The sequence below is a fragment of the Flavobacterium sp. XS2P24 genome (assembly GCF_030010285.1).
Classification (GTDB): domain Bacteria; phylum Bacteroidota; class Bacteroidia; order Flavobacteriales; family Flavobacteriaceae; genus Flavobacterium; species Flavobacterium algoritolerans.
In genome coordinates this window covers 311,557-338,551 of the sequence record NZ_JASCRU010000001.1, presented here as the reverse complement: position 1 = coordinate 338,551, position 26,995 = coordinate 311,557, and the positions used below count along the sequence as shown (strand labels likewise).

The window sequence follows — 26,995 nt, the reverse complement described above, 5'->3', positions numbered from 1 at the left end:
TTATTAATTTATGCTAATGCTTGTTTCAAATCTTCTATCAAATCCTCAGCATCTTCTATACCTACGCTTAATCGAACCAAATCATCAGTGATTCCAACTTCCTTACGTTTATCTTCCGGAATAGATGCATGTGTCATCAAAGCCGGATGATTCGCTAATGACTCCACTCCGCCTAAAGATTCAGCCAAAGTGAAAACTTTTAGTTTTTCCAGAAAATCAATTGCATCTTCTTTTTTCCCTGAAACAAAAGTAAAGGAAACCATTCCTCCAAAACCGCTCATTTGCTTTTTGGCAATTTCATGATACGGATGGCTTGGTAATCCCGGATAATATACTGTTTTAACTTTTGGATGATTATTCAAAAACTCCACCACTTTTCCTCCATTCTCACAATGTCTTTCCACGCGAAGATGCAAGGTTTTAATCCCTCTTAACACCAAGAAACTGTCCATTGGTCCCAATGTTGCTCCTGTCGCAAATTGTTGAAAATGTAATTGTTCTCCCAGCGCTTCATCTTTTACAATCAAAGCACCGGCAATAACATCAGAATGGCCTCCCAAATATTTTGTCGCCGAATGCATCACAATATCAGCTCCTAAGTCTAATGGTTTTTGTAAATAAGGTGTTGCAAAAGTATTATCAACTGCAAAAAGGATTTTATTTTCCTTTGTAATTTTGGCAATTTCTTGAATATCTGCCAATTTCATCAAAGGATTCGTTGGTGTTTCTACCCAAACCAGTTTCGTGTTTTCATTAATTAATGACTTGAATTTCTCGATGTCATTCATATCCACAAAATGGAATTTTATACCTGAATTTTTATAAATACAGGTAAACATTCGATACGTTCCACCATACAAATCATCCATAGCAATGATTTCATCACCCGCTTTAAAAGAACGCAAAACACAATCTGTAGCTGCTAATCCTGATGAAAAAGCCAATCCTCGCGTTCCATTTTCAATACTTGCTAATGCATTTTCAAGCGCGCTTCTGGTAGGATTTGCAGCTCTACTGTACTCATAATCTGGATTTATAGGTTGCCCAGGACTAGTTTGTACAAATGTTGACGTTTGATATACTGGTGGCATAACTGCTCCCGTACTTGGATCATGATGCTGACCTCCGTGAATAACCTTCGTATTGAATTTCATATCTTTTTAATTTTAAATGCTAAATAACTTCACAAATTTACCCTTTAATTTATTTTAACCAAGCCACAAGTTGATACCTTTGTATATAATTAACAATTTTGAGATGAAACACTTTATAATTTTTGCAGCATTCCTTTTTTTACTAACTGGTTGTTCGAACGAATTGGCTTTTAAAGACCAATCTTTTCAGAAAAAAACAACGCTACCCTGCAAAGAAAATTGTCCTGAAATATCCGTAAAAATTCCTGTTGCAAAAAACGATCCTATTGTAGCGGACAGCATCAATAAAAAAGTGTTTTCAGTATTGAAAGAGATTATTTATTTTGGCGAAAAACCATATACATCAACAGATTATAATGGATTATTAACCTCCTTTATTGATTCCTACGAGAAACTCCAAAAAGAATTTCCGAATGACACCTTTGGCTGGGAAGCGAAAATCAAAGGAAGCATAAAATACCAGTCCGAAAGTGTTTTGAATATAGAAATCAACCATTACACCTACACCGGTGGCGCTCATGGATACCAAGGATTGCGTTCACTACTTTTTGACCCAACTACCGGAAAATCTATTCCGAATGCCGAATTATTCAATGATAAAGAGGCTTTCAAGGCTTTCGCCGAAAAAAAATTCAGAGCCAAATATAAAATCCCTGCAAACAAATCAATCAATGCAACCGGATTGATGTTTGAAGACGAGAAATTCAGTCTCCCCCAAAATATTTTTTATACCGATAAAGGATTATTGCTTTATTACAATTCCTATGAAGCCGCATCGTATGCTGACGGACCTAAAGAATTGTTATTGCCTTATACTGAAGTGAACGAATATTTGGCGGTTAAATAATAGATGGTCTTTAAAAAATGAAACGTTATTTAAAGACCAAATAATTTTTTAACGAATCGATAGCCCCGATGGAAGCGGATATCCTTTTACTTTTTTCTTTAAAAAGGAAAAGATATGAGCAAATAGCGGGATTAAGCTCCTAAATATTTATAGGCATTAACCTAAATAAATTTTCGGATATTCATCATAATCCCAATGTGAAGCCCTTCATGAAAATTACTGAAAGCCATTGCATCCTCGGCGGTTCTTAAAACGTGATTGCCAGTTGAAGTGGTATATTCCATATAATTTTTGAAAATTTTATTGTCATAATCTACTTTGGTCTGGCTGATTGTTTCAAACAACAACGATTTTATTTCGTCCACTTCGGCTTGTGTGGCAATGTGTTCCGGCTTGGTTCCCTTTTTGTATTTCTCTACCAATTCATCAGAAACCATCATGGGCAAACCAGAAAGCTTGTACACTAACATTTGTTGTGACACGATAATATGCCCGATGTTCCAAATCAAATTATTGCTAAATCCTTCCGGAATCGTGTTGAGTTGGTCAAGATTGTATCCCGATAGAAATTTTGAAACCATATTTCTGCTTGTAGTGCTAACGTCGAATAATTGATTCATTTTTTTATTTTTTTTGATAAAAATAATCATTTTCCGTGTCAAATGAATTTTCTTTGCACAAAGAAATCGTTATTTACATGGACAAAATATACTATCTCGCTTCTTGCGATACCTGCAGAAAAATCATAAAATCATTACCAAAAGATCATAACTTGAAGTTTCACGACATCAAACAAGATCCGATTACTGTATCAGAATTAGAGCAAATGCGCGAACTTTCCGGAAGTTACGAAGCGCTTTTCAGCAAAAAAGCGCAATTGTATAAATCGATGGATTTGAAAAATAAATCGTTAACCGAAGACGATTACAAAAAATACATTTTAGAACATTACACGTTCTTAAGTCGTCCCGTTTTTATCATTAAAGGCAAAATTTACATTGGCAACACACAACAAAACATGCATCAGGTAATGCTTGCTTTTGCAAATGTCTAGAAGGAATCTTGCACTTATTGCCGCCACAATTGTCTCCATAATTTACGGAGTTACGTTTACCATTGCCAAAGATGTCATGCCATTGTACATTGACGCCTATGGTTTTATCTTGTTGCGCGCCGGCGGTTCGATGATTTTATTTTGGCTGGTTTGGTTGTTTACACCGAAAGAAAAAATTGCGCTGAATGATTTTCCTCGAATTATTGCAGCTGCTTTCTTTGGCGTGGCATTTAATATGCTTACATTTTTCAAAGGATTAAGCCTCACTTCTCCCATTAGTGCCGCGGTAATCATGGTTTCAACACCCATGATTGTTTTGACGCTTTCGGCATTAATCATGAAGGAACGCATGCAAAAACGAATGGTTTTTGGGATTATCCTTGGATTAATCGGGACTGCTTTTCTCATTCTGTATGGAAAATCCATTGGCAGCGCCACAAACGCCGGATTAGGAAATTTTCTGGTTTTGGTCAACGCCATTTCCTATGGATTTTACCTGATTATCGTCAAGAAATTAATGGACAAATACAATGCGTTTACGTTTGTAAAATGGATCTATTTGTTTGGATTTATTATGGTTTTGCCTTTTGGCTGGAGCCAATTTCAAGCTGTTGAATGGGCTTTGGTACCCGTTGATATTTGCTGGAAAATAGGATTTGTGGTTGTTTTTTCGACTTTCCTGACGTATTTGCTGAATTTGCTTTCGATGAAAGAATTAAAACCAACTACGGTTGCTGTTTTTATTTATTTACAACCGCTATTCGCCACTATTTTTGCGATAAGCTTGGGCAAAGACGAATTGAGCTTGGTGAAAATTGGTTCGGCAGTTTTGATATTTATCGGCGTTTATTTGGTGACACAGAAGAAGAGTGTTCGGTAATCAGCTAGTAGTGTTCAGCGCACAAATCGTAGATTGTAGTATTCATTAAACTTATTATTAGGAATGCAAAAATTAAAATCTGATTACTAAACATTTACTTATACCGAGTCACTGAATACTAAAAACGGACCACTGACCACTTTTTTATTATCTTTGACCTCTTTTAGAAAATTATATGATACAATCAATGACGGGTTTTGGTAAAGCGACTTTGCAATTACCAACCAAAAAAATCACGGTAGAAGTAAAATCTTTAAACAGTAAAGGTTTAGATTTAAATGTGAGAATGCCTTCGCTGTACCGCGAAATGGAATTGGGTTTACGCAACCAAATTGCACTGAAACTGGAAAGAGGAAAAGTAGATTTTTCTATTTTTATCGAAAGTACCGCCGAACAAACTTCTACGAAAGTGAACGTGCCGATTGTAAAAGCATACATCAGCCAGTTAAGAGAAGTCTATGCTGATGCCGATGAAACTGAACTTATGAAAATGGCTGTTCGCATGCCGGATACCCTGAAAATAGAACGTGATGAAATCGATGAAAACGACTGGGTACAAATCCAAACCGTTATCGAAGAAGCGTTGCAAAACATCCTGAACTTTAGAAGAGATGAAGGCGCTTCACTTGAAAAAGAATTTCAATTGCGAATTGGTAACATTCGCCAATACATGACCGAAGCTTTGGCACTTGATCCAGAACGCGTTCAAGCGATAAAAGACCGTTTGCAAACTGCAATTTCAGAACTTAAAGTGAATGTAGATGAAAATCGTTTTGAGCAGGAATTGATTTATTATTTAGAAAAATTAGACATCACCGAAGAAAAAGTTCGTCTAACCAATCACTTGGATTATTTCCTGGAAACCATCAACGGAACCGAAGCTAACGGTAGAAAATTAGGTTTTATTACCCAAGAAATGGGACGCGAAATCAACACGATGGGTTCTAAATCCAATCACGCACAAATGCAAAAATTAGTCGTTCAAATGAAAGACGAATTGGAGAAAATCAAGGAACAAGTATTAAACGTATTGTAATTATCAACCTGCACTGTTTTTAACTTTGCAGGTTTATTAATTTTACAACATACCTACAAGATTTTTGAAACCTTGCAGGAAAACATAAACAGATACTGAAATAAATTCAGCATAAAATGAGCACAGGAGGAAAATTAATCGTTTTTTCGGCACCATCAGGATCAGGGAAAACTACTATCGTTAGACATTTATTAAACAAAGAAGATTTAAATCTTGAATTCTCAATTTCAGTAGCTTCCCGCGCACCAAGAGGCGAGGAAGTAAACGGAAAAGACTATTATTTCATGTCTACCGAAGAATTTAAAAAACACATCAAGAACGAAGACTTTTTGGAATGGGAAGAAGTATACCGCGATAATTTCTACGGAACTTTGAAAAGTGAAGTAGAACGTATTTGGGCCAAAGGCAAAAATGTGATTTTTGATATTGATGTATCTGGCGGATTGCGCATCAAACATAAATTCCCCGAAGAAACTTTAGCCGTTTTCGTGAAACCCCCAAGCGTGGATGAACTGAAAAGACGTTTAAAGGAACGCTCTACCGAAAGCGACGACAAAATCAATATGCGTATTGCAAAAGCTTCTGTAGAACTGGCAACAGCACCACAATTTGATGTGATTATAAAAAACTACGATTTGCCTATAGCTCTTGAAGAGGCATATCAATTGGTAAAGAATTATGTGAAATAAAATATTGGCTTTAGGTTTTAGGTGTTGATTTTCAGTTAGAATCAACACCTAAAATCCAAAACCTAAAACCTTAACAAATGAAAATAGGTTTGTATTTCGGAACGTTTAATCCCATACATGTTGGCCATCTCATCATTGCCAATCATATGGCGGAGCATGCCGATTTAGACCAAGTATGGATGGTCGTTACGCCTCACAATCCTTTGAAGAAAAAAAGCACATTGCTCGATGATTACCATCGCTTGCAAATGGTACATCTTGCCTCAGAAGATTTTCCAAAAATCAAACCTTCGGATATTGAGTTTAAATTGTCGCAGCCCAATTACACCGTGAATACTTTAGTTCACTTACAGGAAAAATATCCAAATTACGAGTTCTCCTTAATCATGGGCGAAGACAATCTCAGATCGTTGCACAAATGGAAAAACTACGAAGCTATTCTGGCGCATCACGAGATTTATGTGTATCCACGACTCGAGACCAAAGGCCGAACAGGTGAAGCAATTGTTTCGGAAACAGAAAATGCAACTTTCAATAATCACCCAAAAATTCATATGATTGACGCTCCAGTTGTAGAAATATCGTCGACATTTATTCGGGACAATATAAAAAAAGGAAAAAATGTGCAACCGTTATTGCCTGCAAAAGTTTGGGAATACATTGATCACAATAACTTTTATAAGAAGTAATTACGCCAAAATTCTTTTCAATTCTACTTCAATATTCTCAAAAATAGTATTCAAATTATCGTTTTTACCGGATAATAAAAACACTTCAGTACTTGGCATTTGCTTGCTGTTCCACAACAATTGGATTTTATTTTCTACTATTAAACTTTTTGAATTGCAATCCCAAACGACAGCGATTCCGGTGTTTTTCGAAATTATTTCGAGCATTTCATATTCAGATGGAATGATATAATTCGGAATCATCGAAGGTCGTTTTTTATTAAAAACATGCAGCCAGAACAATTTAATATGCGGAATCTGCGCATTGTGGCTGAACCATTTTTGGTCGTTTAACCAATGCTCAATTGCTGGGAAATCTTTTATTTTTATATTGGATTTTAATTCGGATGCATCGATAGTGTTTGAGCCAATAACAACTTGCTTAATTTCTCCTACCTTTTTTTGAATGGTGTCAAATGTATCGTATTGCTTGGTAACAACTGCAAAATCTAATTTTTTAGAATCCACCAATTCAAAAAGTGTATCATTTTCATGAAAACTAAAATCGATAAATTCAAATTTTGAAACCAAGGCACTTCCCAAACTACTCATCAAGTGTTTTGAAAGTCCAATTGAAATTAATCGATTCGCATCAAACGCTTTCGCACGGAAACCATTCTCCACATTTTCCAATCGGTCTAAAGCCTCAATGATTAAATTATTGAGTAACTTAGCATATTCCGTTGGTTCTACACCTTTTGACTTTCGATTAAAAAGCTTATACCCTACATGCGCTTCTAACATAGATATTTGCTGACTTACAGCAGGTTGACTGATAAATAACTCTTTTGCAGCCAAAGAAAAATTACCATTTTTATAAACGGATTTAAACGTTCGATACCATTCGAGATTGACCATGATATAAATATATTTATTACAAACATAATTTAAATTATTTTTACTAATAACATATTCGCCCTAAATTTGTACAAACAAAATTAGAAATGAAAAAAATCGCACTATTTGCCATTATAGCATTAACCGTTAGTTGTATTACAGCAACTGCACAAAATAAAAAAAACATGAAAAAAGTATTATTTGTTGTTACCAGTCACGATAAATTAGGTGACACAGGAGAGAAAACAGGATTTTGGACAGAAGAATTTGCTGCGCCCTACTATGAACTTTTAGATAAAGGAGTGACTATTGACGTCGCTACTCCACTAGGTGGCCAACCCCCGATTGACCCAAAAAGTGAAGATCCTTCAGCTGCAACTGAAGATACTAAACGATTTGATGCTGATACTGAGCTATTGGCAAAACTAAAAAATACAAAAAAATTAGTCGATGTAAAAGAGTCTGATTATGATGCTGTTTTCTACCCAGGAGGTCACGGACCGTTATGGGATTTAGCTACAGATGCAACTTCAAGTGCTTTGATTGAAGCATTTTATACCAATAATAAACCCGTTGCTTTTGTGTGTCACTCACCAGCTGTACTGAAAAACGTAAAAGTAAATGGCGAATTTTTAGTAAAAGGTAAAAAAGTAACTGGATTCTCAAACACAGAAGAGGCAGCGGTAGGTTTGACTGACGTAGTTCCTTTTTTATTAGAAGATGCTTTGCAGGCCAATGGCGCAACGTATTCAAAAGGTGCAGACTGGCATCCTTATACCGTCGAAGATGGTTTATTGATTACAGGTCAAAACCCAGCTTCGTCTAAATTAGTTGCCGAAAAATTATTAAACCAATTGAATTCAAAAAAATAAAAACATGTTAAATTTCGAATTATACAATCCTACCAATTTAGTTTTTGGAAAGGGGCAAATTGAAAAACTTTCCACTTTAGTGCCAAAAGGAGCAAAAATTCTTCTCGCGTATGGTGGTGGAAGTATTTTTAAAAATGGAATTCACGAACAAGTAATCAATAACCTAAAAGGTTTTGATATTGTGGAATTTTCAGGAATAGAAGCAAATCCTCATTTTGAAACATTGATGAAAGCAGTTGCGGTTATCAACGAACAAAAAATAGATTTTATTCTTGCAGTAGGAGGAGGATCCGTAATTGATGGGGTGAAATTTATTTCAGCTGCAGCTCATTTTGATGGAAATCCAATAGACATTCTTCAAAAAAGAATAATGACTACTGATTTAACTAAGATAATTCCTTTTGGTACTATACTTACTTTACCGGCAACAGGTAGCGAAATGAATTCTGGTGGAGTAATCACTATAGAATCCACTCAAGAAAAATTATCCTTTGGCGGTAGTGCCTTGTTTCCAAAGTTCTCTATCTGTGACCCAACCGTAATTGAATCTTTACCAAAAAGACAATTACAAAACGGAGTTGTTGATGCCTATACTCATGTTTTAGAACAATATTTAACGTATCCGCATGAAGGGTATCTTCAAGATAGAATTGCCGAAAGCATTTTACTAACCTTGATTCAAGTAGGTCCTGATGTTGTTGAAAAACCAACTGATTATCCTTTAGCGTCTAACTTTATGTGGAGTTGCACCATGGCTTTGAATGGGTTAATCCAAAAAGGAGTTCCTTCTGATTGGGCAACACACATGATTGGTCATGAATTAACGGCTTTGTATGGAATCGATCACGCCAGAACATTAGCCGTTGTAGGGCCAAATTTATACCAAGTAATGTTTGAAACCAAAAAAGGAAAGTTAGCACAATATGGAAAACGTATTTTTAATTTAACCGGAACTGAGGACGAAATTGCAAACGAAGCTATTAGCAAAACAGTTGAATTTTTCCATACTATGGGAATGGAAACTAAATTATCTGATTATACTAAAGAGTTTGATAAAACAGCTGATTTCATTGTAAACCGTTTTGAAGAAAGAGGTTGGTTAGGTTTAGGAGAAAAGCAAAATATCACTTTAGAAAAGGTAAAATCAATTGTTGAAATGAGTTATTAATTCAGATAACTGGATGACTGATTATAGCTGTTAAAATAAAAAGGCGTTCCCAAAAATGAGAACGCCTTTTAAAATTCTAAATTATAACTAACTAACTCAATTCTCATTATTTTGTTAAATTATTAAACAATAAATAACAAGAACGAAAAAGTGATGTTTATATTGTGTTAAAAAACAAAAAAAATTAAAATTATTTTTTATCCGCTTCCATCACAGGGTTTCCAACATATCTAAAAATCAACCTACTCGTTCTAATTTTATTTGTATAATCAGTACTTTTTTAAGTACTTTTGATTAAATTCAATAAAAAAATGGCTGAAAATATAAAATTTGCAGTAATAGGTGGTGGAAGTTGGGCAACAGCAATAGCAAAAATGTTATGTGTAAATCTTACTGAAATCTCATGGTATATGCGCAATGAAGCTGCTATAGAACACATTAAAACATACAAACACAATCCAAACTATTTAAGTTCCGTAGAATTCGACATCAATAAGCTGAAACTGACCAGCGATATCAATGAAGCTGTAGCGTATGCAGATTATATCATTTTTGCTATTCCGTCTGCTTTTCTAGGTGGTGAATTAGAAAAATTAACGGTTTCATTAAAAGATAAAATCATTTTTTCAGCGATTAAAGGAATTGTTCCAGAAACAAGCTTAATTGTAGGAGAGCATTTCCATGTAAAATATGACATTCCATATTACAACATCGGTGTAATCACTGGTCCTTGTCACGCAGAAGAAGTAGCTATGGAGCGTCTTTCTTACCTTACCATTGCGTGTGGCGATCCCGATAAAGCAAAAACTGTAGCTAAAAATTTATCCGGAAATTATATCAAGACTAAAATTACAGATGATATTATAGGAACGGAATATGCGGCCATGCTTAAAAACATTTACGCTATTGCAGCGGGAATTGCTCATGGCTTGGGCTATGGCGATAATTTCCAGTCCGTATTGATGAGTAATGGGATTCGAGAAATGAAAAAATTCATCAAGAAAGTTCATAGAATGAAACGCAACATCAATGATTCCGCTTATTTAGGTGATTTATTGGTTACCGGTTATTCTATATTTTCCAGAAATAGAATGTTTGGAAATATGATTGGTAAAGGCTACACCGTTAAATCAGCAATGATGGAGATGAGTATGGTTGCAGAAGGATATTATGCCGCAAAAAGTGCGTATAAACTCAACCAGGCTTATGGTGCCAAAACACCAATTATAGACGCTGTTCACAGTATTTTATACGAAGGACAGGATGCTAAGTCCGTATTTAAGAAACTTACTGATAAACTGGATTAATTCAGCTACAGATTTAATAACCAAACACAATCACTTCATGAGCGAAAGATGGAAATACCAAATTAAAACTGGTGGAATTTGGGGTCTATTTATGACGGTTTTCAATGTATTATTCGACATTAAAGAAATTCCTTTTTCAGAACAGGTTGCTACACCTAATTTTTATATTCGCGCAGCTGCTTATATCCTTGTAGGGATATTTGTTTTAGGGTATTTTACCTGGAAATCCAAGGTTAAACAACAAGCCGCTAAATAATTTTATGAGTGAAAGATGGAAATACCAGCTTAAAATAGGATCAATTTGGGGGGTATCATTTTCTGTTATCATACAAATATTTGACTTGTTAGAGATGTCATTTTCACAAGCCTTTTTATCCAAAAGAAGTTTACTACGAATGCTGTTTTTTATTGTAATCGGGATTTTTATAGTAAGCTATTTTTCTTGGAAGCAAAAAACAAAAAGAGAAACTAGTATTGAATTATCTCACGATAACCCCGTCAACAAATAGAATAGGCACTTCTTCAACGAAATCCTCATGGATGGAATGTGCTTTGAAAATGAACTTTTTATCGTATAATTTGTCTCCAATAAAAAACGTTAGCATGAACTCATTGTTGAGCGCCAAAACACTTTTTTCAATCATTTCAATTTTCACCACTGAAACTGCTGGCACTTCTACAAAAGCGTGACGCAAAAGCGATGTTTTCTTCATTTCGCCATCAATAGTCCCAAAAGCTTTGGAAACCACCATAACACTTTCGATTAAGTAATCGCTATCATTTACTAAATAAGCATACCACACTTTTTCCATGAAATCGTCACTCCATTCTTGCACTACAGCAAGAAATACGTTTTCTACTTCGGGGATGATGATGTCGGCTTTCATTTATTTGATTGTTTGATTGATTAACGATTTTTGATTGCAGATTTAAACTTCTAAAATGCTTCGCCAGTTCGCTTTCGCTCGGGTCAAAAATCGCTAATCTTAAATTTTATATGCTTGATTTGAATTGCTCTAAGAAACGAACGTCATTTTCGTAGAACATACGGATATCGCCGATTTGATACAACAACATGGCAATTCTTTCGATTCCCATCCCGAATGCAAAACCGTTGTATTCATCAGGATTGATGCCACAGTTTTTCAAAACATTAGGATCTACCATTCCGCAACCCATGATTTCTAACCAACCAGTTCCTTTGGTAATTCTATAATCGGTTTCTGTTTTCAGACCCCAATAAATATCAACCTCAGCACTTGGCTCAGTAAATGGGAAATAGGACGGACGCAAACGGATTTTTGATTTTCCGAACATCTCTTTGGTGAAATATAAAAGCGTTTGTTTTAAGTCTGCAAAAGAAACGTCTTTGTCAATATACAAACCTTCCACTTGGTGAAAAATACAGTGTGAACGGGACGAAACAGCCTCGTTACGGAATACTCTTCCCGGAGAAATGGTACGAATAGGCGGTTTGTTGTTTTCCATGTAACGCACTTGCACTGATGATGTGTGCGTACGCAACAAAATATCAGGATTCGTTTGAATGAAAAACGTGTCTTGCATGTCACGTGCCGGATGGTATTCCGGTAAGTTTAATGCGGTGAAATTATGCCAGTCATCTTCGATTTCCGGACCTTCAGAAACGTTGAAACCAATGTTTGAAAAGATGTCAATAATTTGGTTTTTCACCAATGATATAGGGTGACGAGAGCCAATAGTTATTGGTTCAGCCGAACGCGTCAAATCACCATAAAAACCTTTAATTTCTTCTTTACTTTCTAAAGCTTCCTGTATAGTTTTTACTTTGTCTTCGGCAGAAGTTTTAAGCAAATTGATTACTTGTCCAAATTCCTTTTTTTGGTCGTTAGGAACGTTTTTAAATTCAGCAAAAAGGTCTTTTAAAAGTCCTTTGCTTCCCAGAAATTTAATTCGGAATGTTTCTAATTCTGCAGCATTTTGCGTTGAGAAAGCTTGTGCTTCGCCAATATATTCTTTTATCTTATCTATCATTTTCATCCAATAATTGAGAGTGCAAATTTAGGGAATTTGTTCCAAGTATACTCTTTAAAGTTTAAAGTTTCCATTCTAAATTGTTAGATTCCTTTTTACAGCTGTTCTGCTTCTTTTTAAATCCTAAAAGTTCGTTTAAGCCGAGTATTTTTACTGAACACTATTCAATAAGTTCTCTTTCCAAGAAATAATTCACAATAGCTTCTTTCATTAAAACCGACTGTTCTCCAGCTTTTAAAGGTGGTAATTCCTCTTTTACTTTGTAATGTGGCCAACCATCTTCATCAAAAAACTCAAATTCATAGAAACCATAAGGCTCTAATAACCTGCAAATCGCGATATGCATCAGGTTTAATTTCTCGTCTTTTTTGTATTCACTATGAACTTTTCCAAGTTCTTGTACGCCAATTAGATAAATAATAGCGTCAAGATCTAAATCCTCACCTTGAGAAAATTGATTGGAAAGTATATTTACAAGCTGTTCCCAGCGTTCTTTAAGTTGTGTGTCTCTTGACATTTCTTTAATTATGAGTGACAAATTATGAACTATGAGTACATAATCTATGAAATTATTTTGAGCAAAGATAAGAACTTGAAAATTGGCAATGGTAAAGAACAATTCTTTTATATTTGTACTTTTATTTTATTAATTAAGTATCATGGGATTTTTGGATATTGTTTTAGGCGTATTACTTGCTTTTGCTTTATATAAAGGCATTAGAAATGGTCTTTTTGTGGAATTAGCTTCTTTGGTTTCGCTGTTGGCAGGGATTTATTTTGCCATAAAATTTTCGTCATTTATCAAAGAAATCTTAGCCGGATTTGTGAAATGGAATCCCAATACAATCCAGGTAATTGCTTTTATACTCACATTTATACTCGTAGTAATTGGAATATCCCTTTTGGGTAAATTCCTCACCGGAATCGCTGATTTTGCATTTTTAGGATGGCTAAATAAACTAGGTGGCGGCTTCTTCAGGGTGCTAAAAACAATTTTGATAATAGGAATTGTTTTCAAGGTTTTCGAAAAAATAAACTACCATAATTTTTTAGCCAAAAAAGAAACCTTAGACAAGTCTCTTTTTTATAATCCAATCCAAAAAACAGCAGGATTCATGTATCCTTCGATAGAAAATTGGTATGATGATTTGAAGAAGAAGTAATCAGTGGTCAATTGAACACTATTATTTCACTTCTTTAATTGCATTGCTTTCAATCCAGCCTTCGGTTCCATCCGTTAGTTGTACTTTTTTCCATTTTCCAATGGTTTCCCCCACATAGACTTTTGTTCCTTCGTGCAACACAAATATTGGCTGACCGCCATTTCTGGGTTCGCTCTTTACATTGGCCATTTCGGCAAAAACAATAGCTGGTTTTTCAGTATCAAAATGACTTTTTTCAAAAATGGTAGACGAAACACTGATTAGAATTAGAAAAAAAAGCACAAACATTCCAAAAAAGAAAATCCTTTTTGAAAGTGTAATTTGTGAAAAATAATACCCGATAAAAAACAACAGGAACGCCGTTGCCAGTCCTACAGAAATCCATGCCCACGTATTGTAATGATAGATTCCCGTAAAATCACGAATTAGCTTTGCAAAACCTACTTTTGGGATTACTTTGATTTCATCGATAGTTCGTTTTTGAGCGAATTTCAAGTTGTTAATCGCATCGGTATTATTTGGATTTAACACCAATGCTTTTTCATAATTATAAATAGAAGGTGCTACTTTATTCAATTTATAATACGCATTCCCTAAATTAAAATACAATTCAGAAGAGTGTTTGCTCTCTGTCAAAACACTTTCATAAGCCGCAACCGCTTCATTATATTTCCCTTTTTGATAATACTCGTTTCCTTTTTCAAAGCCACTTTGGGCAAAGAAAACTTGGGTTGTCAATAATAATATATAAAGTATGTTTTTCATTTTAATGTTATAAGTTGTCGATTAACCATTCTTGCAAATCTACATGAGATTGCTTCGTTCATCGCAATGACATCGTTGGTTAAGCAATTTGTTTTTCTAAATCTGAAATAATCACTACCGCTTTATCAAAATCCTTTTGTATCGTAACACTTGATGATGGTGCATATCGAGCGATTTCACAGTTTTCCGTAAGTGCAATAAAATCAGTCACCGCTTCAGGATTTGCATTTCTTGACAATAACAATTCTTGAATATTATCTTTACTCATTTCTGAAGTTTCAATATGCAACTTGGCTTTCAAGAAATTATGCATCGCTTTCTCCAACGCAATGTAAAACAGTTCTTTGTTATTGATTTGTTTCTTGGCTTCCGATAAATATTTCTTCGCCAATCTATTATTCATTCGAATTCTGTTTCCTGTAATATCACCATCAATAGCTTCTTTTTTCTTTTTGAATAATACAATTAAAGGCAACATTAAAAATGGAAAAAAGAACAATCCGTAAAATAAATTAGACCCAAAGAAGTCTTTCTTATTCATTGTCAAAAGATTGCTTTTTAACTTTATGAATTTGAATTGCTCTACTTTGTCTATTTTATTCTTGTTTGTATCCGCCCCAGAAGCTACTGTTGCATCAGTAGGCGAAGGACCGTCAAGAACATTAATCATGATCTCTTGAGAACTTAGCGTTTTATAGGTTTTGGAACCCAAATCAAAATAGGTAAATTTTAATGGTTTTATTGGGTAATTCCCTTTGTACTGTGGAACGATGGTGTAACTGTCCGAAATTTTTCCGGTCATTCCTGAAAGTGGCGTGTTTACTTGTTCGCTATGAACAGCTTCATACATTTCCAGCGCATTGGGAGCTATCGGTTTTGGTAAACTGAATAATTTCAGATTTCCTTTTCCGGTTACACTTACTACTAAGTCCAGGCTTTCTCCGTTTTTTAAATTAGTTTTGGTTGGTGTTACTTTGAAATCAAAATTCCCAACAGCACCCGAGAAATCTTCCGGTTTCCCAGCTTCGGGAAGAGCCTTTACATTTATGGTTTTAGCTCCTGCAGAAACTCTCTTGCTGCCCTCGGTGACAACCATTCGACCAAACATATCCCTGCGATTCGACGGCAATTGAACATCAATATCTAATGACAATGGTTCAATGACCAACTTTCCTGATTTTTGAGGGTACAAAACTATTTTTTTAAGCACAATAAAACGGTATTGTTCCCCTTTAAACATGCCTTCTTCAGCAACAAATCGTTTTATATCAATGTTCTGACTCCAGAAATCATTGTATTTTGGCTTACTAACTTCGTTAGAATTTGTGATTCCGATATTGTTAAAATACAATTTATAAACCACCGTAATGGGCTCGTTTATATATGGATTTGTTTTAGAAATATCGGCAACTAAATAGAGATTTCCATCTGCAGAAACACTGGTATCATTTGGATCTCTAGGCTGTTCCGTTGCTGCGGTAACATTTATTTTTATAGGAGCTGTTTTATAGATTTGCCCGTTGTATTCTATAGCGGCTTGCTTGATAACCAACGTCCCTTTTTGATTTGGCAAAAGAAAATAAGAATATATTTTCTCAAAAGAACTTCTTCCGTTCACCCAAGATTGACTCACTTGCTGGCTTGGTCCGGCAATAATTCTAAATCCTTCAAAAGACGGTTGGACAAAATTATCTCCGTCTACATTCATCATAAAATCGATACGAAGTCTCTCGTTTATACCTAGCGTAGCTTTACTCACTCTAGCCTCAAATTGTACTTGAGCACTAAGTAAATTGCACACCATTAAAACTAGTACTGCTATAAATTTTTTCATTTTCAAATTATCTAATTCAACTACCAATCTTTCTCCGTCTTAACTGGTTTTCCTTGTACTTTTTTGGCGTTTACTTTATCCTGTACCTTCTTTTCTTCTTTATTCACTGCATTCAACAAGTTTTCCAGACGTTCTTTAGAAATTCCTCCGGGAGCTGGTTTTGGCTCTCCATTTTCATTTGGTTTAGGGTCTTTATTTTGCTTGTCTTTATCTCCCTTATCGTCTTTCTTTTCTTTATCCTTTTTATCTTTTTCTCCGTCTTTCTTATCGTCCTTCTTGTCTTTATCGCTCTTTTTGTCGTCTTTTTTATTGTCATCCTTTGGAGGATTTTCTTTCAGCATTTTTTTTGCCAAAGCATAATTATAACGCGTTTCCTCATCTGTTGGATCGTTCCTTAAGGCATTTTTATAGGCTTCAACTGCTTGCGTATAATCCTTTTCATTCATGAAAACATTTCCTAGATTATGAAAGGCTCTGTGTTTTTGCGGTCTTGTCTTTGAATTTTTTAAAGATTTAGCGTATGCAAATTTTGCTTCTGAAGATTGTTTCTGCTTATAAATAGTATTTCCAAGATTGAACGGTGCAGTTGCTTTATTTGGAAATTTTGAATCCGAAATTCTATAATTAGCTTCGGCATCTACAAATTTATTTTCAGCATATTCCTCGTTCGCTTTAGGCAATATTCTATCTTTCTGTTGTGCGTTTGCAACAAAAGAAAAAAGCAATAACAGATATAAAATTATGTTTTTCATTGTATTTTTAAATGTAAGTGTCAAAGTATACTTAGTGTTTTTGTTCCAATAATGGAGCGCAACTTTATACTTTAAACTTTTTTATTCTCGTTAAATAAATTCAATTTGTTTACCCAACTTGTTTTTCTTTCCAAAAGGAAAATATCCAGAAATAAGAAAACAAAAGCAAAACCTAAAAACCATTGAAATTGCGATTGAAAATCAGCCATTTCTGTCGCCTCAAATTCTGTTTTTTGAATATTATTCAATGCATTCTTAATATATTCAAGTACTTCTTTAGTGTTGTTTCCGTTTACATAACCGCCTTTTGTCGCTTTAGCAATCGCTGTCAGGCTTTCTGGAACTCGTTTCGTTATAACAACCTCATTGTTATTATCTCTTTTAAAACCTTCGACAATTCCATTTCTTTTCAATGGAATTGTACCTCCTTTTTCAGTTCCAACACCAATTGTAATGATTTTAATTCCTAGTTTATTGGCCTCTTCCGCTGCTTCTTCTGCACCTTCATTATGGTCTTCACCATCAGAAATCATAATCAAAAGCTTACTCGTTTTTTTATCATCAAAATACGTTGATGATAATTTGATGGCCTCGTTGAATGACGTTCCTACCGAAGAAACCATATCCGTATTCATGCTTTGCAAAAACATTTTTGCAACACTATAATCCGTAGTAATTGGCAATACCGGGAAAGCGCTTCCGGCATACGCCACAATTCCTATTCTGTCGCTTCCCAATTGATTGATAATTTGCGCAACAATTTGCTTGCTTTTATCCAAACGATTTGGCGCTACATCTTCGGCCAGCATACTTTTGGACACATCCACTGCGAAAACAATGTCGATTCCTTCCCTTTTTACGGTTTCCATTTTGGTACCAATTTTTGGATTTACCAATCCAAGAATTAATCCGGTCAATGCCAAAAGCAATACTCCTAATTTCAAAACTGGTTTAAAAACAGAACTTTCCGGGCTCAGTCTTTTTACCATTTCTAAATCTCCAAATTCGCGTTGTTTTTTTCTTTTCCAATATAAATTGGCCAAAAAAACCAACACCAAAAGTGGCAGTATAAAAAGGAGGTATAAATATTTTTTTTCGTCTAATTCCATAATTTTTTTTAACCGCTAAGTTCACAAAGAAGGCGCAAAGTTTACTAACTATCTAAACTCATTCCCTTAAAGACTTCTAATCTTTTGTGTTTTTAAATATTATATAAAGCTTTTAAAAACTGTATTTCGCAATCCTAATTCAAACAATAATAAAAAACCGGCTAACCATACAAATGGCCTAAATTTTTCATCATAATCATAAAATTTCAATTCTTCGATTTCAGTGGTTTCTAACTTGTTTATTGTTGCATAAATTTCAGCTAATTTGCTGTTGCTCGTTGCTCTAAAATATTTTCCACCCGTATTATTAGCAATTTTTCTCATCATTTGCTCATCAATCTCCACTTTCATCATTTGGAAAAGAAATTTTCCATTTGGCGCAATAGCATAAGGAAACATTGCCATTCCGTTTGTTCCTATTCCTATTGTATATACTTTTATTCCGTATTGTTTTGCAATGTCAGAAGCTGTATCCGGTTCAATAAATCCGGCATTATTTACCCCGTCAGTCATCAAAATAACCACTTTACTCTTTGCTTTACTGTCTTTTAATCGGTTTACGGCAGTGGCCAATCCCATTCCTATTCCCGTTCCGTCCACTAAAACATTATCGTATTTTATACTTCTGATAGCATCCAGAATAACCGCTTTATCGCTGGTTACCGGTGTTTTTGTATACGCTTCCGAAGCATACACCACAAGCCCAATTCTATCGTTTGGTCTTTCTTCAACAAAGTCTGACGCCAATTTTTTAAGTGCTTGCATTCGATCCGGTTTCAAATCTTTAGCAAGCATACTTCCAGAAACGTCAACTGCCATAACAATATCAATTCCTTTGGTCGTTTTTGTTTTATTACTTACATCAACTGTTCTTGGTCTCGCCATAGCAGTAATCAAAGAGCACAAAGCCAAAATTCTAAGTACATTCAACATCGGCTTTAGCTTTGTCAAATACGACTTGGAACCTTTAAATCCTTGTAACGAACTTATTTTTAATGTGGCTGATTGATGGTTCTTTTTCCGTAACAACCACACAATTGCTACTGGAATCAGAAGAAACAACCAAAAAAACTCTGGGTTTAAAAAAGTTACTTTAGTCATTATTTACTTGCTTGTTTTAATTCGACAGAGTTCAAAACTCGTTCTGATATTTCATTTGCATAGGTATCTCCTTCTTCATGAAAAAGTAAAATCTGTTGTAATCCACCTTCCTGACTAAACAGTAATGCTTCATAATACATTTTTGCACTTGACTTATCATCTCCATTAATTTGCGAAAAAGTACCATAGGCTTTAATTCCTTTAACCCCTTCTTTGGTTTCAAATTCCTCTTGCTTCACAATCATATTTTGGGCGCCTTGAGCTTCCATTGATTGCAATATTCCATCCATAGATTTAGCCAAATCTATTTGTGTCTCCTGTTTAAATTTTAAAGTAGAAACCATCAGATAAAAAGGATCCAAAGCACTTCCATACGCAAAAGACTGCATTTCTTTGATCAAAGCCATTCCATCTTTAGGAAGTGTTTTTGTCAAATCTACTCTCTTAAGCACTTTTGGTGTTTCTATAATAACTCCCGGATTTCCATAATCACTTTTTACCCACTCTCCTTCCAATAATTCTTTGGTAGGATGCCCAATGATATTGTCTTTTACATAACTAAATCCTTTGGTTACAATGAAAAAAGTTGTGGTCGCTGCCAATAAAAAAACAACAGATGCTACGGCAGTAACAATACGTTTATTTCTTTGTTTACGCAATTGAATTTGTATCTGCTTTTGTCTTTGCGCTTCATTCAACAACACATCTTCTTCAACTGGTACTTCCACAGGAATTGAATTGTCTAATGTCAGAATTGCTTTTTGAATCTTATTTCGATCCTCGGTAATTTCAAAATCCAGTGGTTTTGACTTGGCAAATTTTACTAAATCGGCTTGTTTCAAAACACGCTCCAGATTTTCGATGATTTCCTGTGAAAGCGTCATTTTCTTTTTGACAGAAGCCGCTCTAAGTCCTTGAATCAATTCTGAAGTTGTACTTTCCATTGCTGGAATTTCTATCGCTTCTTCTATATAATTTCTGGCGATATCCGTCAATTCACTATAATAGGCTTTGACTTGCCCTTTTTGCCAAAGTTCTTTTTTCTCTAAAGTATCCAGCAAACTAGTCGCTTTCTCGATTGGCGTTTTATAAATTTCTTCCTGTAATTTCTTTTCTTGGCGGTTTTTAATAAACCAATAAATAAACGCTCCGATACCAATAATCAAAGCCAAAATCAACAGGTATTTCCACCAGTCGCCTATCGGGTTATCTGCTGGAGCAATGTCCTTAATGTCGAACATTTTTTGTTTCAAAGTATCCACTTGAACATTTGCCACTTCAACCAATAGTGAATCCGTCAAAAACGGTTTGCTGTCGATAAAAATCTTGATACTTGGAACAACATATCTACCAGAATCAAATTGGGTTAAACCGTATTTTTTGATTAACTCATAACGGCCATCCATTTTTACAGTATCAATAGGATACGACTGAATCACCTCTAAAGCACCAAAGTTTTTTAGTTTTGGAAAAATCACTTTAGACGAAGTATCAACAGTAGTTTTTATAGACAATTTAAATTCGGCACCAATTTTATTTTTAATCGTGTCAATACTTGTGACTACTTGCTTTTGTTGTGCAAAAACAGCCGTAGAAAGCAGCAATAGTAGTAGGTATAATTGTTTTTTCATCTTTTATTATTGAACCTCTTTCGATTTTTGACTGAGGATTAACGATTTTTGATTTCAGATTTGATCCCGAAACTTCGATTCGCTTTTCATCAAAAATCTAAATTTATTTCAGATTTGTTTTAGCTGTTTTAATACTTGATACGAAAATAGAAATTAGCTCATTAGCCTCAGTTTTTGCAATAGTTAGATTTGTTAAATCGGACGTTAAATTTGATTTTTCAATAATTTTTAAACAAACAAAGCTTTCTCTTAATTCTTTTAAACAAATGCCCATTTTATGAATAAAATCTTTACTGCTTTCTGCACTTTGTGCCTCTCCATAATTTAAAGCAGGAGAAGTTCCAGATCTAATTATTTGCCCAGCAAGATGATTCCCAGCATAGTTTTTTTCAAATTTGCTTGCAACGATTATTATTGTTGCTGCAAAATCTATCAATCTATTTTCTAATTCTTGCTTATTCACTTATTAAGTTTATATTTTTATTTTACCCGTTTAAAATCTATTTCCCATTTCTACAAAATCTGAAATCAAAAATCGTTAATCAAAAATCTGAAATCATCATCTCGATTTAAAGTAACTCAGCAATTTCATCACATAACTTTCGTCAACTCTTGTGTTTACAACACCTGAACCTGATTTGCTGAATGTTTCTTTAAAATAGTTGACTTTATCGTGGTACTGTTTTTCATAATTCATTCGCACTGCTTTCGAACCGGTATTTATCAATTCGATTGCTCCGGTTTCGGCGTCAAGCATAGAAACCATTCCTAAATCCGGCATTTTTTCTTCTCGAATGTCGTACACGCGAATCCCAGTTATATCGTGTTTTTTAGAGGCTATTTTTAATGTTTGCTCGTAATCTTCCGACATGAAATCAGAAATTACAAACACAATCGCTTTCTTTTTTTGAGTTCCCGATAAAAATTTCAAGGCTTGAGCAATATCTGTTTTTCGACTTTTAGGCTGAAATTCTATCAATTCCCGGATGATTCGCAACACGTGTGATCTTCCTTTTTTTGGCGGAATGTACAATTCGATTTCATCTGAAAACAAAATCAAACCTATTTTATCATTGTTTTGAGTTGCCGAAAAAGCCATCGTTGCAGCAATCTCCGTAACAATATCTTTCTTGAATTGATTTTTTGAACCAAAACTTTCTGAACCCGAAATATCAACCATTAACATCATGGTCAATTCGCGTTCTTCCTCAAAAACTTTTACGTGCGCTTCGTTGTAACGCGCGGTTACATTCCAATCAATCGCACGAATATCATCTCCGTACTGGTATTGACGCACTTCACTGAAAGTCATTCCACGCCCTTTGAAAGACGTATGATACTCTCCCGAAAAGATGTGATCGCTCAATCTTCGGGTTTTGATTTCTATTTTCCGTACTTTTTTTAAGAGGTCTTTTGTATCCATTTCTAATTTGTTTAAAGTTTAAAAGTTTAACGTTCCAAGTTCGTAATCCAACTACTTGAAACTTTAAACCTTAAACAAACTTTAAGGTACTTCTACTTCGTTTACGATTTTGTTTATGATGTCTACAGAAGTAATATTTTCTGCTTCTGCTTCGTAGGTAACTCCAATTCTGTGACGCAACACATCATGAACTACAGCACGAACATCTTCTGGAATTACATAGCCACGACGTTTGATAAAAGCGTAGCATTTTGCGGCATTCGCCAAATTGATACTTCCACGTGGCGACGCTCCAAAACTGATTAATGGTTTCAAATCAGCTAATTTATATTTCTCTGGGTAACGTGTGGCAAAAATGATATCAAGTATGTATTTTTCTATTTTTTCATCCATATAAACCTCACGAACTGCTTCTTGAGCGCGTAAAATTTGTTCTACTGAAACCACAGGATTTACTTTTTCGTAACTTCCTTTTAGGTTTTGACGAATCACTAAACGCTCGTCTTCCATTTTTGGATAATCAATAACTGTTTTCAACATGAAACGATCGACTTGAGCTTCAGGCAATTGATATGTTCCTTCTTGTTCAATTGGATTTTGAGTCGCCAAAACCAAGAATGGTCGGTCTAATTTGAAAGTAGTATCACCAATAGTCACTTGCTTTTCCTGCATGGCTTCCAGTAATGCCGATTGTACTTTGGCAGGCGCACGGTTAATCTCATCGGCAAGGACGAAATTAGCGAAAATTGGTCCTTTTTTTATCGAGAATTCATTTGACTTAATGTTATAAATCATAGTCCCCACAACATCGGCTGGCAATAAATCCGGGGTAAACTGTATTCTGCTGAAAGATCCGTGTACCGCTTGTGAAAGAGTGTTTATCGCTAATGTTTTTGCTAATCCGGGAACTCCTTCCAATAAAATATGTCCCTGACCCAAAAGTCCAATTAACAAACGCTCCACCATGTGCTTTTGACCTACGATAACCTTGTTCATTTCCATTGTGAGAAGGTCTATAAAAGCACTCTCTCTTTCTATTTTTTCATTGATTGCTCTGATGTCTAAAGTCGCTGTATTTTCTTCCATTTTATTATTTTTAAAACCTTGAATTTAATGCCTTCGTTTTGATGGTGCAAATTGAATTTTTTTTTAGAAGTAAGATGTTAAAAAATGGTTAAAACTTCGACAAAAGCCCTAAATTTAAGGACGAATTATGATACAATTTTTATATTTTTAAGAACTTTGAAAAATATACCTTGAAATAGCAGATTAATGAATTTCAATAAAAAATAAAAACCATGAATAAAACAAAATTATCGCCTATTGTAGCGGGTGTCATGAATTGGGGAATATGGGATAAAAATCTCAATACCAAAGAAATGGAAAACATGATTAATGTATGTTTGGAAAACAAAATTACCACTTTCGATCATGCCGATATATATGGTGATTACACCACCGAATCTGATTTTGGAAAAGCCTTTGCTTCTAGTAAAATTGCCCGAGGAAAAATACAATTAATATCCAAATGTGGCATCCAAATGGTGACGGAAAACCGCATCAACACAATAAAACATTATGAATATTCCAAAGATTATATTATCTGGTCCGTTGAAAACTCCTTAAAAAATCTACACACTGATTATCTGGATGTTCTTTTACTCCACAGACCCAGCCCGTTAATGCAAGCGGATGAAATTGCCGAAGCAGTTTTGAAACTAAAATCAGATGGTAAAATCATTGATTTTGGTCTTTCTAATTTCACTTCCACACAAACCGAATTGATTCGTCAAAAAACAGAAATTTTGTACAATCAAGTGCAGTTTTCGGCAACGAGCTTCGAACCTATGGTGGATGGAAGTTTTGACTATATGCAAGCAAACAACATTCGCCCGATGTCATGGAATCCGCTGGGATCCGTTTTTAGAGAGGACAATCCACAAACTAGACGCTTAAAAAAATTACTGGCGACCTTAGTTTCAAAATACCATTTGGGTTCTGATACGATTTTGCTTTCCTGGATTTTAAAACATCCCGCAAAAGTAATTCCTATTGCAGGAACAGTAAACGTGGCCCGAATCCAATCGTTGATGAAAGCAGTCGAATTAGAACTAGACAAAGAAGATTGGTTTGCCATTTGGTCAGCAAGTATGGGGAATAATGTAGCCTAGAATTAGTGTTCATTTCAGCAACTTTAGAATCTAAAACAGAAAAAGACTCATGACTAAAACAGCCTTAGTGACTGGAGCAACCAGCGGAATTGGTAAAGCGACTGCACAAATATTAGCTAAAAACAATTATAAAATTATTCTTTGCGGACGCCGTGAAGATCGGTTAATCGCTCTTGAAAAAGAACTTTCAGCATTTACTGAAGTACATTCTTTGACCTTTGATGTTCGGGATAAAAAAGCGGTTTTTGAGAGTATCAATTCCATACCGGAAGCTTTTTCTAAAATTGATGTTTTGATTAATAATGCCGGAAATGCCCATGGTTTAGATCCCATTCAAAACGGAGATTTAGACGATTGGGATGCCATGATTGACATCAATGTAAAAGGGCTTTTATATGTTTCAAAAGCTATAATCCCACAAATGATTGAACGAAAATCAGGTCATATTATCAACATTGGTTCCATCGCCGGAAAAGAAGTATACCCAAACGGAAACGTTTATTGCGCCTCCAAACATGCTGTTGATGCCTTGAACCAAGCCATGCGCATGGACTTAAATCCTTATGGAATTCGGGTGGGAGCAATTCATCCCGGCGCAGTAGAAACCGAATTTAGCGAAGTGCGTTTTAAAGGCGATGCAGACAAAGCGGCCAATGTTTATAAAGGTTTTGAGCCATTACATCCAGAAGATATCGCTGATATTATTCATTTTGTAGTTTCCAGACCATACCATGTAAATATTGCCGATTTGATGATCTTGCCAACAGCACAAGCCGCTGCTACAATTTTAAAAAGAGATTGATTATTGTTAATTTTTTATTTCTATTATTATTTATAAACCTTTAAATATGGCGAATTACAATTCTTTTGAGGAAATGGGAATCTATCAATTAGCTAGAGAACAAAGTAATCACGTTTGGCATTTAATTCAAAACACAACTCTTGGTCAAGATTATAAATTAAGGGATCAAATCAATGGTTCTTCTGGGTCAGTTATGGATAATATTGCTGAGGGTTTTGGCCGGGGAGGAAATAAGGAGGAAATAAAGAATTTATTACTTTTTTGAGTTATTCAAGAGGTTCATGTTGTGAAACAAAAGCACAATTACAAAGGTCCTTCGATAGAAAACATATCAACGAAGAAAACTATTTGGAGTTAACTTTAAAATCTCAAATTATAATCGACCAAATTTCAAAATTCATGAATTTTTTAAAAAGTTCTGATAGAAAAGGATCAAAATATGATTAATAAATGAGCCTTAACAACAATAAAAAATAGAAATAAATAATAAACAATACCAATGATCAACAAACGCATTCTTATTAAAAACCTGCTCGCTCACAATGATGAGAGTAGTTTTTATGATAAAAAGCGCCAGTTGAATTTGCATACACGGGAAGGAAAAGCAAAGTTTTTAAAACACATTTGCGCGCTGTCCAATTCAAATCCCACGAACAATTCCTATATCGTTGTGGGTGTTGAAGATCAAGACAATACTATCGTGGGCGATGACTTTTTTGACGATAGTCGGATTCAGAATTTAGTGAATGCCTACCTGGAAAATCCTCCAAAAATTCAGTACGAAAACGTGCCTTTCCCAAACTTGCCGAAAGATAAAGTTATCGGGTTGGTAACGGTCAAGCCAAAAAGCAAAACTTCCCATTTCAAAAAAGGAATTCACACGATTCCTGCCAACAGTATTTTTATACGGCGAGGCAGTAACACGATGCCTATTGAAGGCGAAATTGAGAAGAATTACCAGAATACGGAAACCGTAATTGGCATCGAAAACAACTCTCGAAACAGCATCGAATACACACTCGATGGCGTGATTGATTTTATGAATTTTCGCCACAAGGATATGGCGCCAAAGTATAAAGTATTTAAGGAATTATTTGTGATTTGCTGGGCAGGAATTGCAAAAAAATCGCGGGACAAAACCTATTTATCACGTGTGGATATTGAATTGATCAATGAACAAATCAAGCTGTTTTATTCGGCTCAGGATGTGGTCGAAATTGTTTATAACGAAGACACTTTCACCATTATTGAATATGTTCCTTTGGGTTTGAATGACAAAACAAGCTATTATCCTTTAGAAAAACAAACGATTCATTTTCATGATAATGGCTATTATAAAATAGAAAGAGAGATGCTTTTTCAGCCTCCGGAATTCAACAAAAAAATGTTATTTCATATTTACAATGCCAATATTACTTTGCTGAACAAACTCCAAAAAGGACTTTCATTATCTGAGCGGGAACACAAAGATTTAGAAAACTTGCCCTCAACATTTATGATTTGTTACCTCAACGGTTTTGAAGAAGCCAAGCAAAAACTGATAGATGCAAAAACACTGTTGAAACCTTTCAACCAAGTGTATTTATCGTTTAAAGAAGCGTTACGGATTTTGAGAAAGATGAAATATGATGTACAGTAACTACACTTATTTTATAGGTT

30 protein-coding genes are annotated in these 26,995 nt (G+C 34.9%); 15 read left to right on the top strand and 15 right to left on the bottom strand.

Annotated elements, in window-relative coordinates; all coding sequences use genetic code 11:
• Positions 1-8: 8 nt before the first annotated feature.
• A complete protein-coding gene (locus QLS31_RS01550; protein ID WP_282742051.1) occupies positions 9-1,154 on the bottom strand; it encodes a cystathionine gamma-synthase in 1,146 nt (381 codons plus the stop codon).
• 103 nt (positions 1,155-1,257) lie between these two features.
• On the opposite strand from QLS31_RS01550, the gene QLS31_RS01545 reads away from it, so the two are divergent.
• Positions 1,258-2,001, top strand: coding sequence for a DUF3298 and DUF4163 domain-containing protein (locus QLS31_RS01545; RefSeq protein WP_282742049.1), 744 nt, complete (start codon positions 1,258-1,260; stop codon positions 1,999-2,001).
• Between the two features lie 161 nt (positions 2,002-2,162).
• Here QLS31_RS01545 and QLS31_RS01540 read toward each other — a convergent pair whose 3' ends face one another.
• The gene (locus QLS31_RS01540) at positions 2,163-2,621 is read right to left on the bottom strand and encodes a DinB family protein (RefSeq protein WP_282711074.1); all 459 of its coding nucleotides are present in this window, start codon (positions 2,619-2,621) and stop codon (positions 2,163-2,165) included.
• 77 nt (positions 2,622-2,698) lie between these two features.
• Between QLS31_RS01540 and QLS31_RS01535 the strand changes: the two genes are divergently transcribed.
• The 5 genes from QLS31_RS01535 (at position 2,699) to nadD (ending at position 6,349) form a co-directional block, all read left to right on the top strand.
• On the top strand, positions 2,699-3,055 hold the full coding sequence (locus tag QLS31_RS01535) for an ArsC/Spx/MgsR family protein (RefSeq protein WP_282711075.1): 357 nt from the start codon (positions 2,699-2,701) through the stop codon (positions 3,053-3,055).
• Complete coding sequence (locus QLS31_RS01530) at positions 3,048-3,935, top strand: DMT family transporter (RefSeq protein WP_282711076.1); 888 nt, start codon at positions 3,048-3,050, stop codon at positions 3,933-3,935. The genes QLS31_RS01535 and QLS31_RS01530 overlap by 8 nt, the downstream gene beginning before the upstream one ends.
• Before the next feature lie 175 nt (positions 3,936-4,110).
• Entirely contained in the window at positions 4,111-4,971 is an 861-nt protein-coding gene (locus tag QLS31_RS01525; RefSeq protein WP_282742047.1) for a YicC/YloC family endoribonuclease, read from the top strand.
• A gap of 116 nt (positions 4,972-5,087) precedes the next feature.
• Entirely contained in the window at positions 5,088-5,660 is a 573-nt protein-coding gene (gmk, locus tag QLS31_RS01520) for a guanylate kinase (RefSeq protein WP_282742045.1), read from the top strand.
• Positions 5,661-5,737: 77 nt separating this feature from the next.
• The gene (gene nadD / locus QLS31_RS01515; RefSeq protein WP_282742043.1) at positions 5,738-6,349 is read left to right on the top strand and encodes a nicotinate (nicotinamide) nucleotide adenylyltransferase; all 612 of its coding nucleotides are present in this window, start codon (positions 5,738-5,740) and stop codon (positions 6,347-6,349) included.
• Here the strand turns inward: nadD and QLS31_RS01510 are convergent, their stop codons facing one another.
• Positions 6,350-7,246: a LysR family transcriptional regulator gene (locus QLS31_RS01510; protein WP_282715287.1), complete on the bottom strand. Its 897-nt coding sequence runs from the start codon at positions 7,244-7,246 to the stop codon at positions 6,350-6,352.
• A gap of 86 nt (positions 7,247-7,332) precedes the next feature.
• Between QLS31_RS01510 and QLS31_RS01505 the strand changes: the two genes are divergently transcribed.
• The 4 genes from QLS31_RS01505 to QLS31_RS01490 all read left to right on the top strand — a co-directional run bounded on the left by QLS31_RS01505 (position 7,333) and on the right by QLS31_RS01490 (position 10,828).
• Positions 7,333-8,097, top strand: coding sequence for a type 1 glutamine amidotransferase domain-containing protein (locus QLS31_RS01505; protein ID WP_282742040.1), 765 nt, complete (start codon positions 7,333-7,335; stop codon positions 8,095-8,097).
• Between the two features lie 4 nt (positions 8,098-8,101).
• On the top strand, positions 8,102-9,265 hold the full coding sequence (locus QLS31_RS01500) for an iron-containing alcohol dehydrogenase (RefSeq protein ID WP_282742038.1): 1,164 nt from the start codon (positions 8,102-8,104) through the stop codon (positions 9,263-9,265).
• A 311-nt stretch (positions 9,266-9,576) separates the two neighbouring features.
• Complete coding sequence (locus QLS31_RS01495; RefSeq protein WP_282711083.1) at positions 9,577-10,572, top strand: NAD(P)H-dependent glycerol-3-phosphate dehydrogenase; 996 nt, start codon at positions 9,577-9,579, stop codon at positions 10,570-10,572.
• 37 nt (positions 10,573-10,609) lie between these two features.
• Positions 10,610-10,828 carry a hypothetical protein gene (locus QLS31_RS01490; RefSeq protein ID WP_121343036.1) on the top strand — a complete coding sequence of 73 codons (219 nt, stop codon included), beginning with the start codon at positions 10,610-10,612 and terminating at the stop codon, positions 10,826-10,828.
• Between the two features lie 223 nt (positions 10,829-11,051).
• On the opposite strand, the gene QLS31_RS01485 is transcribed toward QLS31_RS01490, so the two are convergent.
• From QLS31_RS01485 to QLS31_RS01475, 3 genes are all read right to left on the bottom strand, one after another.
• Positions 11,052-11,459, bottom strand: coding sequence for a hypothetical protein (locus QLS31_RS01485; protein WP_099714088.1), 408 nt, complete (start codon positions 11,457-11,459; stop codon positions 11,052-11,054).
• A gap of 106 nt (positions 11,460-11,565) precedes the next feature.
• Entirely contained in the window at positions 11,566-12,585 is a 1,020-nt protein-coding gene (gene pheS, locus QLS31_RS01480) for a phenylalanine--tRNA ligase subunit alpha (protein WP_099716240.1), read from the bottom strand.
• Between the two features lie 160 nt (positions 12,586-12,745).
• On the bottom strand, positions 12,746-13,102 hold the full coding sequence (locus tag QLS31_RS01475; protein ID WP_282742036.1) for a hypothetical protein: 357 nt from the start codon (positions 13,100-13,102) through the stop codon (positions 12,746-12,748).
• 142 nt (positions 13,103-13,244) lie between these two features.
• Between QLS31_RS01475 and QLS31_RS01470 the strand changes: the two genes are divergently transcribed.
• Positions 13,245-13,748 (top strand): CvpA family protein, encoded by a 504-nt coding sequence (locus tag QLS31_RS01470; protein WP_282711085.1) that lies wholly within the window; start codon positions 13,245-13,247, stop codon positions 13,746-13,748.
• 21 nt (positions 13,749-13,769) lie between these two features.
• On the opposite strand, the gene QLS31_RS01465 is transcribed toward QLS31_RS01470, so the two are convergent.
• From QLS31_RS01465 to QLS31_RS01425, 9 genes are all read right to left on the bottom strand, one after another.
• Complete coding sequence (locus QLS31_RS01465) at positions 13,770-14,513, bottom strand: tetratricopeptide repeat protein (protein WP_282742034.1); 744 nt, start codon at positions 14,511-14,513, stop codon at positions 13,770-13,772.
• Positions 14,514-14,592: 79 nt separating this feature from the next.
• The gene (locus QLS31_RS01460) at positions 14,593-16,347 is read right to left on the bottom strand and encodes a BatD family protein (protein WP_282742033.1); all 1,755 of its coding nucleotides are present in this window, start codon (positions 16,345-16,347) and stop codon (positions 14,593-14,595) included.
• Between the two features lie 20 nt (positions 16,348-16,367).
• Positions 16,368-17,099 (bottom strand): tetratricopeptide repeat protein, encoded by a 732-nt coding sequence (locus tag QLS31_RS01455; RefSeq protein ID WP_282742031.1) that lies wholly within the window; start codon positions 17,097-17,099, stop codon positions 16,368-16,370.
• 71 nt (positions 17,100-17,170) lie between these two features.
• Positions 17,171-18,208 carry a VWA domain-containing protein gene (locus tag QLS31_RS01450; protein WP_282742029.1) on the bottom strand — a complete coding sequence of 346 codons (1,038 nt, stop codon included), beginning with the start codon at positions 18,206-18,208 and terminating at the stop codon, positions 17,171-17,173.
• 99 nt (positions 18,209-18,307) lie between these two features.
• Positions 18,308-19,309, bottom strand: coding sequence for a VWA domain-containing protein (locus QLS31_RS01445; RefSeq protein ID WP_282742027.1), 1,002 nt, complete (start codon positions 19,307-19,309; stop codon positions 18,308-18,310).
• On the bottom strand, positions 19,309-20,940 hold the full coding sequence (locus tag QLS31_RS01440) for a hypothetical protein (protein WP_282742025.1): 1,632 nt from the start codon (positions 20,938-20,940) through the stop codon (positions 19,309-19,311). Before QLS31_RS01440 ends, QLS31_RS01445 begins: the two co-directional genes overlap by 1 nt.
• Before the next feature lie 103 nt (positions 20,941-21,043).
• Positions 21,044-21,403: a four helix bundle protein gene (locus tag QLS31_RS01435; protein WP_282742023.1), complete on the bottom strand. Its 360-nt coding sequence runs from the start codon at positions 21,401-21,403 to the stop codon at positions 21,044-21,046.
• Positions 21,404-21,499: 96 nt separating this feature from the next.
• Positions 21,500-22,363, bottom strand: coding sequence for a DUF58 domain-containing protein (locus tag QLS31_RS01430; RefSeq protein ID WP_282742021.1), 864 nt, complete (start codon positions 22,361-22,363; stop codon positions 21,500-21,502).
• A gap of 81 nt (positions 22,364-22,444) precedes the next feature.
• On the bottom strand, positions 22,445-23,449 hold the full coding sequence (locus QLS31_RS01425) for a MoxR family ATPase (protein WP_282714165.1): 1,005 nt from the start codon (positions 23,447-23,449) through the stop codon (positions 22,445-22,447).
• A gap of 212 nt (positions 23,450-23,661) precedes the next feature.
• Here QLS31_RS01425 and QLS31_RS01420 point away from each other — a divergent pair, with 212 nt between their 5' ends.
• The 4 genes from QLS31_RS01420 (at position 23,662) to QLS31_RS01405 (ending at position 26,975) form a co-directional block, all read left to right on the top strand.
• Complete coding sequence (locus QLS31_RS01420) at positions 23,662-24,534, top strand: aldo/keto reductase (RefSeq protein WP_282742019.1); 873 nt, start codon at positions 23,662-23,664, stop codon at positions 24,532-24,534.
• Positions 24,535-24,583: 49 nt separating this feature from the next.
• The gene (locus QLS31_RS01415; RefSeq protein WP_282742017.1) at positions 24,584-25,336 is read left to right on the top strand and encodes an SDR family NAD(P)-dependent oxidoreductase; all 753 of its coding nucleotides are present in this window, start codon (positions 24,584-24,586) and stop codon (positions 25,334-25,336) included.
• A gap of 46 nt (positions 25,337-25,382) precedes the next feature.
• On the top strand, positions 25,383-25,601 hold the full coding sequence (locus QLS31_RS01410) for a four helix bundle protein (protein ID WP_282742015.1): 219 nt from the start codon (positions 25,383-25,385) through the stop codon (positions 25,599-25,601).
• Between the two features lie 234 nt (positions 25,602-25,835).
• The gene (locus QLS31_RS01405) at positions 25,836-26,975 is read left to right on the top strand and encodes an ATP-binding protein (RefSeq protein ID WP_282742012.1); all 1,140 of its coding nucleotides are present in this window, start codon (positions 25,836-25,838) and stop codon (positions 26,973-26,975) included.
• The last annotated feature ends 20 nt before the right edge of the window (positions 26,976-26,995 follow it).